Annotated in this window: 9 protein-coding genes; 7 read left to right on the top strand and 2 right to left on the bottom strand. The window is 70.2% G+C overall.

Annotation, left to right across the window (positions count from 1 at the left end; all coding sequences use genetic code 11):
- Positions 1 to 206 precede the first annotated feature (206 nt).
- Complete coding sequence (locus ACFY6U_RS47480) at positions 207 to 1,553, top strand: S8 family serine peptidase (protein WP_390048704.1); 1,347 nt, start codon at positions 207 to 209, stop codon at positions 1,551 to 1,553.
- Positions 1,554 to 2,374: 821 nt separating this feature from the next.
- A complete protein-coding gene (locus ACFY6U_RS47475) occupies positions 2,375 to 3,514 on the top strand; it encodes a sugar ABC transporter substrate-binding protein (RefSeq protein ID WP_390048702.1) in 1,140 nt (379 codons plus the stop codon).
- A 76-nt stretch (positions 3,515 to 3,590) separates the two neighbouring features.
- Here the strand turns inward: ACFY6U_RS47475 and ACFY6U_RS47470 are convergent, their stop codons facing one another.
- Both ACFY6U_RS47470 and ACFY6U_RS47465 read right to left on the bottom strand, forming a co-directional pair.
- A complete protein-coding gene (locus ACFY6U_RS47470) occupies positions 3,591 to 4,874 on the bottom strand; it encodes a hypothetical protein (RefSeq protein ID WP_390048781.1) in 1,284 nt (427 codons plus the stop codon).
- 168 nt (positions 4,875 to 5,042) lie between these two features.
- Positions 5,043 to 7,310: a heterodisulfide reductase-related iron-sulfur binding cluster gene (locus ACFY6U_RS47465; RefSeq protein WP_390048700.1), complete on the bottom strand. Its 2,268-nt coding sequence runs from the start codon at positions 7,308 to 7,310 to the stop codon at positions 5,043 to 5,045.
- Between the two features lie 228 nt (positions 7,311 to 7,538).
- Here ACFY6U_RS47465 and ACFY6U_RS47460 point away from each other — a divergent pair, with 228 nt between their 5' ends.
- From ACFY6U_RS47460 to ACFY6U_RS47440, 5 genes are all read left to right on the top strand, one after another.
- Positions 7,539 to 8,558, top strand: a complete 1,020-nt coding sequence (locus tag ACFY6U_RS47460) for an MraY family glycosyltransferase (protein ID WP_390048698.1) — start codon at positions 7,539 to 7,541, stop codon at positions 8,556 to 8,558.
- Between the two features lie 94 nt (positions 8,559 to 8,652).
- On the top strand, positions 8,653 to 10,485 hold the full coding sequence (dnaK, locus tag ACFY6U_RS47455; protein WP_390048696.1) for a molecular chaperone DnaK: 1,833 nt from the start codon (positions 8,653 to 8,655) through the stop codon (positions 10,483 to 10,485).
- Positions 10,482 to 11,138 carry a nucleotide exchange factor GrpE gene (gene grpE / locus ACFY6U_RS47450; RefSeq protein ID WP_390048694.1) on the top strand — a complete coding sequence of 219 codons (657 nt, stop codon included), beginning with the start codon at positions 10,482 to 10,484 and terminating at the stop codon, positions 11,136 to 11,138. Before dnaK ends, grpE begins: the two co-directional genes overlap by 4 nt.
- 36 nt (positions 11,139 to 11,174) lie before the next feature.
- On the top strand, positions 11,175 to 12,350 hold the full coding sequence (gene dnaJ, locus ACFY6U_RS47445; RefSeq protein ID WP_390048692.1) for a molecular chaperone DnaJ: 1,176 nt from the start codon (positions 11,175 to 11,177) through the stop codon (positions 12,348 to 12,350).
- A gap of 5 nt (positions 12,351 to 12,355) precedes the next feature.
- Positions 12,356 to 12,802 (top strand): heat shock protein transcriptional repressor HspR, encoded by a 447-nt coding sequence (locus tag ACFY6U_RS47440; protein ID WP_089100113.1) that lies wholly within the window; start codon positions 12,356 to 12,358, stop codon positions 12,800 to 12,802.
- Positions 12,803 to 12,812 lie beyond the last annotated feature (10 nt).

The following is a 12,812-nucleotide window of genomic DNA, read 5'->3' as shown; positions in this document are numbered from 1 at the left end:
TCCTGTTCGACGAGGGAAGACGGAAAGACCGCTACCGGGGTTCCAGTTCTGTTCCCGACCGCTGGAAGGCTAATGGCGGGATAACGCAGGGTAAAGGGTTCGGCATTGTCGGTTCAACGTACTTGATCTGTGCATGACCTCTCCGGTGTGATGCGCGAAGACCACTCCGAGATCACTTCGTGAGACTCCGAACCACAGGGGGATCCATGCAGATAGCCCGCACCGGGCGGGGCGTCGCGGCTGCCACGTCGGTCGCCGCCCTCGCGGCCACCGCGCTCACGGCCGCCGCGCCCGTCGCCGCACCGCACACCCTCGCGGTACCGGCCGTCGTCGGGCACACCCTGGCACACCGCGTGAGCAGCCCGCTCTCCGACGCGCAGTGCCAGGCCAAGTGGCAGATCAACTGCTACACCCCGCTCCAGTACCGCACCGCGTACGACCTGAACGCCCTCTACCGCAAGGGCGTCACGGGCAAGGGGCGCACCATCGTCATCGTCGACTCGTACGGTTCGCCGACCGTCCAGCACGACCTCGACGTCTACAGCAGGCAGTTCGGGCTGCCCAGTACCAAGGTGAAGGTCGTCAAGTGGGGGCACGTCCCCGCCTTCGACCCCAAGAACTCCGACATGACCGGCTGGGCCGGCGAGACCACCCTGGACGTGGAGATGGCGCACGCGGTGGCGCCCGCCGCGAAGATCGTCGTCGTCGAGACGGCCGTCTCCGAGACCGAGGGCACCACCGGTCTGCCGGAGATGATGGATGCCGAGAAGTACATGATCGACCACGGTGTCGGCGACGTCATCAGCCAGAGCTTCGGCGCCACCGAGAACACCTTCCCCGGCTTCGCCAAGGGTGACTTCTCCAGCATCAAGAAGCTGCGGTACGCCTTCCAGGACGCCGACCGCAAGCACGTCACCGTGCTCGCCGCCTCCGGCGACGGCGGTGCCACCGACCTCCAGGCGGACGGCAAGACGTACTACAAGAAGCGCGTCAACTCCTGGCCCTCCTCGGACCCGTTGGTCACCTCCGTCGGCGGCACCCAGCTCCACCTGGACGACAAGGGCAACCGCGTCAAGCCGGACAGCGTCTACAACGACTACGGCTCCGGCGGCGGCGGTCAGTCCCACGTGTTCACCCGCCCGTCCTTCCAGAACGGCGTGAAGAAGGTGGTCGGCACCCGCCGCGGCACCCCGGACATCTCGATGTCCGCCGCGGTCAACGGCGGCGCCTGGATCTACTCCAGCTTCGACCCGACCGCCACCGGCTGGGACGTCAGCGGCGGCACCAGCGAGGCCACCCCGCTCTTCGCGGGCATCGTCGCCCTCGCCGACCAGGCCGCCGGCCACCGGCTGGGCAACATCCAGAAGCGGCTGTACGACCTCTCCTCCTACCGCTCCAAGATCACCGGCATCGTGGACGTCAACGACGGCACGGACAACAGCTACCAGGGCGTGACCGGCTACAAGGCGGTCAACGGCTACGACCTCGCCACCGGCGTCGGCACCGTGGACGCCCTGCGCTTCGTCCCGGCCCTCGTCAAGCAGAAGCCCTGATCCCGCCGGCACCACACGGACGACGGCCCGGGTCCCGCACCCGGGCCGTCTCCGTTCCGGGGGGCGGCAGCCGGGCGGGGGCGACGGGAACCGACGCCGGGGCGTCGAGAGGGCGGGACCGCCGCCGGGGAGGCGACACCCCCTGCCTTGGCCGCGCCCGCGACGTCCGACCGTCAACTCGACCGGGCGGTAAGGGACCTGGTCTTCCGCGACGAGGTTCCACTCGCCCACGCCGTCCTCGCCCCGGGCGTCCAGGACGACGACCTGGCGGTCGCGGAAGCGGAGCCGGCGCAGGACGTGGGTCTTCTCCAGGGCGGTGCGGTCGAGCCGGTGGCCGAGCTCGGCGGTCGCCTTGAGGACCGGCAGCCGGGTGCGCTCGCCGGGACCGGGCACGCCCCGCAGTACCAGGGGGGACCGAGGCCGTCGACGGACCGACACGGGTGGCGACGTCCTCCCGTCGGGGGCGTGCCGACCCTCCGGTGGCGCCCGCCGGGACGACGGTGCCCGGCTCGCGCCTGTGAAGGCGCGGTAGCAACTGCGAAGACCTGGTGAAGTCCCCGGCGTGGGGCACCCGTTGTCCACTCCTGGCTTCCGTCCCTCCGCGACCCCGGCCCGTCGCCCCCGGACCGTCGCCCCCCAACTCCCGCCCTGCTGGCCTGACCTGGTAGAACGGTCACCCACCGGGCGCCGCCGGGCAGTGTGCGGAACGGCCCCCAACTGCCGCGTTGTCCATACGTCTTGACGTATCCGGCCGCTACGCGTTTGCTTCGTTCACACCATCGGTTGCGCATGACGCTCCCCCCACCCGGAAGGCGCCTGATGTGAGCGTTCCCATCCTCCGCGGGATCCCCCTGCCCCGCCTCGCGATCACCCTGGCCGCCTCCGCGTCCGCCCTCGCGCTCAGCGCGTGCGGCGTCGTCGACGGCATCGGCGGGAGCGGCGACTCCGCGTCCGCGAAGAAGGGCGACGACATCACGGTCGGGCTGCTCCTGCCCGACAAGGACACCGCACGGTTCGAGAACTTCGACCGCCCCATCATCGAGAAGGAGGTCGCCTCCCTCACCCACGGCAAGGGCAAGGTCGACTACGCCAACGCCGAGGCGAGCCCGGCCACCCAGAGCCGGCAGCTCCGGCAGATGGTGGACCGGAAGGCCGACGTCATCCTGGTCGACGCGGTGGACGCCAGGGCCATCGCACCGGACGTCCGGAAGGCGAAGGCCGCCGGCATCCCCGTCATCGCCTACGACCGGCTCGCACAGGGCCCGATCGACGCGTACGTCTCGCACGACAACGAACTCGTCGGCGAGGTCCAGGGCCGCGCCATCCTCGGTGCGCTCGGCGACAGGGCGGCGGCCAGCGAGGTCGTCATGATGAACGGCGACCCCGCGGACCCGAACACGGCGAGTTTCAAGAAGGGCGCCCTCGGCGAGCTGAAGAACAAGGTCCGCATCGCCGAGGAGTACGACACCGACAAGTGGTCGCCCGCGGTCGCCGGGGCGAACATGAAGAAGGCGATCCGGGCCGTCGGCCTGAAGAACATCGCCGCCGTCTACTCGGCCAACGACGGGATGGCCGGCGCCGTCATCGACGCGCTCAAGGCGGCGGGCGCCACCACGATTCCCCCGGTGACCGGGCAGGACGCGAACCTGGACGCGGTGCAGCGGGTCGTCTCGGGCGAGCAGTACATGACCGTGTACAAGTCGTTCCTGGACGAGGCCACCGACGCCGCGCAGATGGCGGTGTACAAGGTGCAGGGGCGCGACATCCAGTACGACGCGCTGGCCCAGGACAAGGTCGACAGCCCGACCGAGAAGGACGTCCCCGCGACGCTCGTGCCGGTGGTCGCCCTCACGAAGAGCAACATCGAGGACACGGTGATCGCGGACGGCGTCTACACCGTCGCCCAGATCTGCACCCCGAAGTACCGGTCGGCGTGTGCGGCGATCGGGCTGAAGGCGTGACAGCGCCCCATAACGGGCGTGGGGAACCGCGCGATCAGCCACGACGGTGCCGCGGACGAACGACGGCGCTCGGCCGCTATGGGGCCGCCGCCAGGAACTCCACCACGGCCAGGACGAACAGCAGGCACAGGGCCGTGCCGACCACCACCCAGCCGGTGGGGAAGGGCCACAGCAGGTAGACCAGCACCGCCACGGCGACCAGGACCCAGGTGATCCAGGCGCGGTAGCGGTGGACGAAGGGGCCGACCGGCCCGGTGCGCAGCCCGGCGTGGTCGGCGGTGCCCCGTACCGCGCCGATCCCGGACGTCCACAGGCCCCGGACCAGCCCGGCGTACCGGCCGGGGCCGGAGAGCCAGGCGGCCAGGGCGACGACGACGGCCAGGGCCACCACCACGCGCACGCCGGTGCGCAGGAAGTGGGTCAGCGCGTCGTAGACGGCGGCCGCCGCGCCCGGGGAGACGCCCGCGGGCAGCCGGTCCAGGTAGAACACGCGGAACACGCGCAGCCCGATGCCGAGCAGCCCGGTGGTGACGGCGACCGCGAGGCAGCCCGCCACCAGGGCCCGGCGCCGCCGGACCGCGAGCAGTACCCCGGCGGCGACCAGCAGCACGGCCAGCACGGGCAGCCAGTCCCCGGCGAGCTGCAGCAGCCGCACGTAGGTCTTGACCTTGCCGACCTGGTCGGACCTGACGAGGGTGAAGTCGGCGTGCACGGCGGGGATGTGCTCGGCGGGGGTCAGCCCGGCGTCGACGAGGCGCTGCTTGACCTGGTCCACGATGGGGCCGATGTCGAGGGTGACGCTGTCGTCCGTCAGCTGCACCGCGCCGCCGCCGCTGCCGGTGAGGGCCTTGTCGAGGCTGCTGTGGATCCGGCGGTTGGCGTCGGTCCAGACGGTCCGGAACGCGTCGGACGCGGCGACCTCGCGGGCCTTGTCGTGGACGAAGCTGCGGACGGCCCCTTCGAGCGCGTCGCCGAGTCTGCCGCCCAGCGCCTGCTGCAGACGGGGCCGGTCCGCGGGGGCCACGTCGGCGAGCAGGGCGGGCAGGTCGAGGCGGGACATGAGGGCGTCGGTGGCCCGGTTGGCCACGGCGTTCTGCACGTCGGCGTTCGAGGCGAGCGGGGCGACCGTGCTGACGTAACGGTCGGTGTCGCCCACCTGGTCGGCCGCCCACGAGGCGACCACGGAGAGCGGGGCGAGCAGGCAGCCGAGGACGATCAGGACGACGGCGAGCAGGGACCTGACGTGGTGCCGGGGCGGCCGGGCCCGTTCGCTCTCCAGGGCCGCGACCCGGGCCCGCAGTTCCCGCACGTCGTCGGACCGGTCCCCGGCACCGCCGTCGTGCGCGTTGTCCTCCGCCACCCGTACCTCCCGCTCGATCCGGCCCTCCTGCCAGCCGAACCGCCGCGGCGCGCGCACGCGAGCAGGAGAGGGCCGTCCGGGGGACGGAGGCGGCCGACCGGCCCCCGGGGAAACCAGAACGCCCCCCGAGCCACAGGGGGCTCGGGGGGCGTTCCGCGTCCGAAGGGGCTACTTCACCGGCTCCGGCTCCGGCTCGCTCTCCTGCTCAGCGGCGCCCGCCGGGTCGACCGGGGTCTTCACCGAGTCGAGGAGCAGCTGGGCCACGTCGACGACGGTGATGGACTCCTTGGCCTTGCCTTCGTTCTTCTTGCCGTTGACCGAGTCGGTGAGCATGACCAGGCAGAACGGGCAGGCGGTGGAGACGATGTCCGGGTTCAACGAAAGAGCTTCGTCGACGCGCTCGTTGTTGATGCGCTTGCCGATCCGCTCCTCCATCCACATCCGCGCGCCGCCCGCGCCGCAGCAGAAGCCGCGCTCCTTGTGGCGGTGCATCTCCTCGTTCCTGAGGCCCGGGACGTTGGCGATGATCTCGCGCGGGGGCGTGTAGATCTTGTTGTGGCGGCCCAGGTAGCAGGGGTCGTGGTAGGTGATGATGCCCTCGACCGGGGTGACCGGGACCAGCTTGCCCTCGTCCACCAGGTGCTGGAGCAGCTGGGTGTGGTGGATGACCTCGTAGTCGCCGCCGAGCTGCGGGTACTCGTTGCCGATGGTGTTGAGGCAGTGCGGGCAGGTGGCGACGATCTTCTTGGCCGACTTCGGCTTCTTCGTCGACTCGTCCTCGTCATCCTCGCCGAACGCCATGTTCAGCGCGGCGACGTTCTCCATGCCGAGCTCCTGGAAGAGGGGCTCGTTGCCCAGGCGGCGGGCGGAGTCGCCGGTGCACTTCTCGTCGCCGCCCATAATCGCGAACTTGACGCCCGCGATGTGCAGCAGCTCGGCGAAGGCCTTGGTGGTCTTCTTGGCGCGGTCCTCCAGGGAGCCCGCGCAGCCGACCCAGTACAGGTACTCGACCTCGGTGAGGTCCTCGATGTCCTTGCCGACGACCGGGACCTCGAAGTCGACCTCCTTGAGCCACTCCAGGCGCTGCTTCTTGGCCAGGCCCCAGGGGTTGCCCTTCTTCTCCAGGTTCTTGAGCATCGTGCCCGCCTCGGACGGGAACGCGGACTCGATCATCACCTGGTAGCGGCGCATGTCGACGATGTGGTCGACGTGCTCGATGTCGACAGGGCACTGCTCGACGCAGGCGCCGCAGGTGGTGCAGGACCACAGCACGTCCGGGTCGATGACGCCGTTCTCCTCGGCGGTGCCGATCAGCGGCCGCTCGGCCTCGGCGAGAGCCGCGGCGGGCACCTGGGCGAGCTGCTCCTCGGAGCCCTTCTCCTCGCCCTCGGCGGTCTTGCCGCCGCCGGCCAGCAGGTAGGGCGCCTTGGCGTGCGCGTTGTCCCGCAGGGACATGATCAGCAGCTTCGGGGAGAGCGGCTTGCCGGTGTTCCAGGCCGGGCACTGCGACTGGCATCGACCGCACTCGGTGCAGGTCGAGAAGTCGAGCAGGCCCTTCCAGGAGAACTGCTCCACCTGGGAGACGCCGAAGACGTCGTCCTCGCCCGGGTCGGTGAAGTCGATCGGCTTGCCGCCCGAGGTCATCGGGAGCAGCGCGCCCAGCGAGGTCTCACCCGTCGCGTTCCGCTTGAACCAGATGTTCGGGAAGGCGAGGAAACGGTGCCAGGCGACGCCCATGTCGGTCTTGAGGGCGACCACGATCATCCAGATGAAGGAGGTCGCGATCTTCAGGCCGGCGAAGAAGTAGGTGAGGTTCTGGAGCGTGGAGAGGTCCATGCCCCGGAACCAGGACACCACCGGGTACGAGATGAAGAACGACGCCTCGTAGGAGTCCACGTGGTGCTGGGCGCCCTCCAGCGCGTGCAGCGTGAAGATGCAGACGCCGACGATCAGGATGACGGTCTCGACGAAGTACGCCTGGCCGAAGTTGGAGCCGGCGAACCGGGACTTGCGGCCGGGCCGGTTCGGCTTGCTCAGCTGGCGGATCGCGATCAGCACCAGGATGCCGAGCACCGTCATGGTGCCGATGAACTCGACGAAGACGTTGTACGGCGCCCAGTCGCCGATGACCGGCAGGATCCAGTCGGCCTGGAACAGCTGGCCGACGGCGTTGACGATCGTCAGCAGGAGGGAGAAGAAGCCGACCGCGACGAACCAGTGCGCCACGCCGACGATGCCCCAGCGGTTCATCCGGGTGTGGCCGAGGAACTCCCTGACCACCGTGACGGTCCGCTGGACGGGCTCGTCGGTACGGGTGCCGGCGGGCACGTTCTGGCCGAGCCGCATGAAGTTGTAGATCTGCAGGACGGCGCGGGCGAACAACGCCACGCCAACCACGATCAGAACCAGCGACACGATGATCGCGGCGAGTTGCATGGGGGCTCCTCGGGCCTGCGAGGGGTGGTCTCTTCGGGTCTCTTCTCAGAGGGTTCCCGAAATTACTAAGCGGTAACTTATGCAGTCCGTTCGAGACTACCCGCATCTTTACTCGCACTGTAGCCAGGTGCGGGGTGATCTGGATCGCTGAGGTCTGCCTGGGCGGTACGCCCCAACCCGATCGTGTTATTCGTACAGAATTGTTACATGTAGGTCTAATTTGGACCCGTGCTCTACGGGATCGCCGCCGCCACCACCGCCTTCCTGCTCGCCGCCTTCCTCGCCGCGCTGATCCGCCCGTGTGCCCTGCGGCTCGGGCTCCTCGACCGGCGGCGGGCCCGGCGGGTGCCCGCGCTGGGCGGCCTCGCCGTGGTCGGCGCCACCTGCCTGGTCGCGTTCGCCGGTGACTGGACCGGCGTCGCCCCGCTCGGCACCGGCGTCGGGGAGCTGGTGGCCGCCGGGGGAGCCGTGGCGCTGCTCGGGGTGGTCGCCGACGTGTGGCGGCTGAAGACGCGGTTCCTGCTGTTCGGCACGGCGGTGGCGGCCGCGTGCGTGGTGCCGTACGGCGAGTTCGGGATCGTCGGCGGGGTGCTCGGCGCGGGCTGGATCGCCTTCGTCGCCGTCGCCTTCAAGGGGCTCGACCACGCGGACGGGCTGGCCGGGACCGTCGGGGTGGTGACCGCCTTCGGGGTCGGGGCCTGTGCCGCCGCCGAGGTGATGGACGGGCTCGCCGTACTGCTGAGCGTGCTCGCGGCCGCGCTCACCGGGTTCCTGCTCCACAACTGGGCTCCCGCGCGGATCGCCCTCGGTGCCACCGGCTCGCTGTTCACCGGGTTCGTGCTGGCCGCGGCCGCGCTGGTCACGCGGTCCGGGTACGACCCGGCGGCCAGCGCGGGCGTGCTGTTCGCGCTCACCGCCGTGGCGAGCGCCGACGTCCTGCTCGTCGTGCTGTCACGGCTCCTCGCCGGACGCCCGGTGCTGCGGCGCGGGCCCGACCATCTCGCGCACCGGCTGCGGCGGCTCGGGCTCACCTCGCGGCGGGCAACCGTGGTCCTCGGTGCCGCGTCCTTCGCCGGGGTGCTCGTCGCGGTGCTCGTGCACGGCGGCTGGGTCGGCCGGGCCGGCGCCACCTGCGTCGCCTGCGTCACCTTCAGCATCGTGCTGCTACTCCTTCGGGTGCCGGTGTACGGGCCCCGTAATGCTGTATCGACGCAGGTCAGCGGGCACTTGCGTGTAAGGAACGGATAAGACTTGAGTCTGCTCCACTCAGGTCTGTTGACCCAGGGCGAGGCTTCATGCACACTTGAGTCCGTTCCACTCAAGTCAGCTGGAGGAAATCACCATGGCACGTGCGGTCGGCATCGACCTGGGCACGACTAACTCCGTCGTCAGCGTTCTTGAAGGCGGCGAGCCCACCGTCATCACCAACGCCGAGGGTGCCCGGACCACGCCGTCCGTCGTCGCCTTCGCGAAGAACGGCGAGGTTCTGGTCGGCGAGGTCGCCAAGCGACAGGCGGTCACCAACGTGGACCGGACGATCCGGTCCGTGAAGCGCCACATGGGCACCGACTGGAAGATCCAGCTGGACGGGAAGGACTTCAACCCCCAGCAGATCTCCGCGTTCATCCTGCAGAAGCTCAAGCGGGACGCCGAGGCCTACCTGGGCGAGAAGGTGACCGACGCGGTCATCACCGTCCCGGCCTACTTCAACGACTCCGAGCGCCAGGCGACGAAGGAGGCCGGCGAGATCGCCGGTCTGAACGTCCTGCGCATCGTGAACGAGCCCACCGCGGCGGCGCTGGCGTACGGCCTCGACAAGGACGACCAGACGATCCTCGTCTTCGACCTCGGTGGCGGCACCTTCGACGTGTCCCTCCTGGAGATCGGCGACGGCGTCGTCGAGGTGAAGGCCACCAACGGCGACAACCACCTCGGTGGTGACGACTGGGACCAGCGCGTCGTCGACTACCTGGTCAAGCAGTTCGCGTCCGGCCACGGCGTGGACCTCGGCAAGGACAAGATGGCCCTCCAGCGCCTCCGCGAGGCCGCCGAGAAGGCCAAGATCGAGCTGTCCTCCTCCACGGAGACCTCGATCAACCTGCCCTACATCACCGCCTCCGCCGAGGGCCCCCTGCACCTCGACGAGAAGCTCACCCGCGCCCAGTTCCAGCAGCTGACCGCGGACCTCCTGGAGCGCTGCAAGACGCCGTTCCACAACGTCATCAAGGACGCCGGCATCCAGCTCGGCGAGATCGACCACGTCGTCCTCGTCGGCGGCTCCACCCGTATGCCCGCCGTCGCCGAGCTCGTCAAGGAGCTGACCGGCGGCAAGGAGGCCAACAAGGGTGTGAACCCGGACGAGGTCGTCGCCATCGGCGCCTCGCTCCAGGCCGGTGTGCTCAAGGGTGAGGTCAAGGACGTCCTGCTCCTCGACGTGACCCCGCTGTCCCTCGGTATCGAGACCAAGGGCGGCATCATGACCAAGCTCATCGAGCGGAACACGACGATCCCGACCAAGCGGTCCGAGATCTTCACCACCGCCGAGGACAACCAGCCCTCCGTCCAGATCCAGGTCTACCAGGGCGAGCGCGAGATCGCGGCGTACAACAAGAAGCTCGGCATGTTCGAGCTGACCGGTCTGCCGCCGGCCCCGCGCGGTGTCCCGCAGATCGAGGTCTCCTTCGACATCGACGCCAACGGCATCATGCACGTGACCGCGAAGGACCTGGGCACGGGCAAGGAGCAGAAGATGACCGTCACCGGCGGCTCCTCGCTGCCGAAGGACGAGGTCGACCGCATGCGCCAGGAGGCCGAGCAGTACGCGGAGGAGGACCACCGCCGCCGCGAGGCCGCCGAGACCCGCAACCAGGGCGAGCAGCTCGTCTACCAGACCGAGAAGTTCCTCAAGGACAACGAGGACAAGGTCCCGGGCGAGATCAAGACCGAGGTCGAGGCCGCGGTCGAGGAGCTCAAGGAGAAGCTCAAGGGCGAGGACACCGCCGAGATCCGCACCGCCACGGAGAAGGTCGCGGCCGTCTCCCAGAAGCTGGGCCAGGCCATGTACGCCGACGCCCAGGCCTCGCAGGCCGCGGCCGGCGGTGCCCCCGCCGGTGACGCCGACGACGTGGTGGACGCCGAGATCGTCGACGACGAGCGCAAGGACGGTGCCGCGTGACGGAGGAGACCCCGGGCTTCGAGGAGAAGCCCGACGTCCCCTCCGGCGCCACCCCCGACGACGCCGAGCCGAAGGCCGCTCCCGCACAGGGGGCGGCCCCGGCCGGGGACGCAAGCGCACAGCTGGCCGGTCTGACCGCGCAGCTGGACCAGGTACGCACCGCGCTCGGCGAGCGCACCGCGGACCTCCAGCGCCTCCAGGCCGAGTACCAGAACTACCGCCGCCGGGTGGAGCGCGACCGGATCACGGTCCGGGAGATCGCCATCGCGAACCTCCTGACCGAGCTCCTGCCCGTGCTCGACGACATCGGCCGTGCCCGGGAACACGGCGAACTGGTCGGCGGTTTCAAGTCGGTGGCCGAGTCGCTGGAGACGGTCGCGGCGAAGATGGGCCTGCAGCAGTTCGGCAAGGAGGGCGAGCCCTTCGACCCGACGATCCACGAGGCGCTGATGCACAGCTACGCGCCGGACGTCACCGAGACGACGTGCGTGGCCATCCTGCAGCCCGGGTATCGCATCGGCGAGCGCACCATCCGCCCCGCGCGGGTGGCGGTCGCCGAACCGCAGCCGGGAGCGACGGCGGTGAAGGCCGAGGGGACCGACGAGGCCCCGGCGGCCGGGGACGAGAAGGACAACGGCCCTGAGGAGGGCTGACGTCGTAGGTAACACGTGGAAGGAGGGGCGTCGGGGATGAGCACCAAGGACTTCATCGAGAAGGACTACTACAAGGTCCTCGGCGTCCCCAAGGACGCCACCGAGGCCGAGATCAAGAAGGCGTACCGGAAGCTCGCCCGCGAGTTCCACCCGGACGCCAACAAGGGCAACGCCAAGGCCGAGGAGCGCTTCAAGGAGATCTCCGAGGCGAACGACATACTCGGCGACCCCAAGAAGCGCAAGGAGTACGACGAGGCACGCGCCCTCTTCGGCAACGGCGGCTTCCGCCCCGGGCCGGGCGCGGGCGGCGGCAACTTCAACTTCGACCTGGGCGACCTCTTCGGAGGCGGCGCCCAGGGCGGCGGCTTCGGCGGGGGCGGCGGCGGCTTCAGTGACGTCCTGGGGGGCCTGTTCAACCGGGGTGGGGGCGCCGGCGCGCGCACCCAGCCCAGGCGCGGTCAGGACATCGAGTCCGAGGTCACGCTCAGTTTCACGGAGGCCATCGAGGGCGCCACGGTCCCGCTGCGGATGTCCTCGCAGGCCCCCTGCAAGGCCTGTTCGGGCACCGGCGACGCGAACGGCACCCCGCGGGTGTGCCCGACCTGTGTCGGCACCGGCCAGGTGGCACGGGGATCCGGCGGCGGCTTCTCGCTGACCGACCCCTGCCCGGACTGCAAGGGCCGCGGCCTGATCGCGGAGAACCCCTGCCCCGACTGCAAGGGCAGCGGGCGCGCCAAGTCGTCCCGGACCATGCAGGTCCGCATCCCCGCCGGGGTGACCGACGGCCAGCGCATCCGGCTGCGCGGCAAGGGCGCACCGGGCGAACGCGGCGGCCCCGCGGGCGACCTGTACGTCATGGTGCACGTGGACGCCCACCCGGTGTTCGGCCGCAAGGACGACAACCTCACGGTGACCGTGCCGGTGACCTTCACCGAGGCGGCGCTCGGCGGCGAGGTCAGGGTCCCGACCCTGGGCGGCCCGCCGGTCACCCTCAAGCTGCCCCCGGGCACGCCCAACGGCCGCACCATGCGCGCCCGTGGCAAGGGCGCGGTCCGCAAGGACGGCACCCGCGGCGACCTCCTGGTCACCGTCGAGGTGAGTGTCCCGAAGGACCTGTCGGGGAATGCTCGTGACGCACTGGAGGCGTATCGCGAGGCGACCGCGGGCGAGGACCCGCGTGCCGAGCTGTTCGAGGCCGCGAAGGGAGCATGACAGAGATGGACGGCCGTCGACGTAACCCGTATGAACTGACCGAGGAGACCCCGGTCTACGTCATCTCGGTGGCGGCCCAGCTCTCCGGCCTGCACCCGCAGACGCTGCGCCAGTACGACCGCCTCGGCCTGGTCTCCCCCGACCGCACGGCCGGGCGCGGCCGCCGCTACTCGGCCCGCGACATCGAACTGCTCCGCCAGGTGCAGGCGCTGTCGCAGGACGAGGGCATCAACCTGGCCGGCATCAAGCGCATCATCGAACTGGAGAACCAGGTCATAGCGCTCCAGCAGCGCGTCGCCGAACTCCAGGCGGCGGTCGACGGCGCGGCGGCCGCGATGCAGCAGCGCGAGGCCGCCGTCCACGCCTCCTACCGCCGCGACCTGGTCCCGTACCAGGAGGTCCAGCAGACCAGCGCGCTGGTGGTGTGGCGGCCGAAGAAGGCCAAGGACTAGCAACCCGCGC

Source organism: Streptomyces sp. NPDC013157 (assembly GCF_042899865.1).
Taxonomy (GTDB): Bacteria; Actinomycetota; Actinomycetes; order Streptomycetales; family Streptomycetaceae; genus Streptomyces.
The sequence above is the reverse complement of the archived record's forward strand: the minus strand, read 5'-3'. Positions and strand labels throughout refer to the sequence as shown.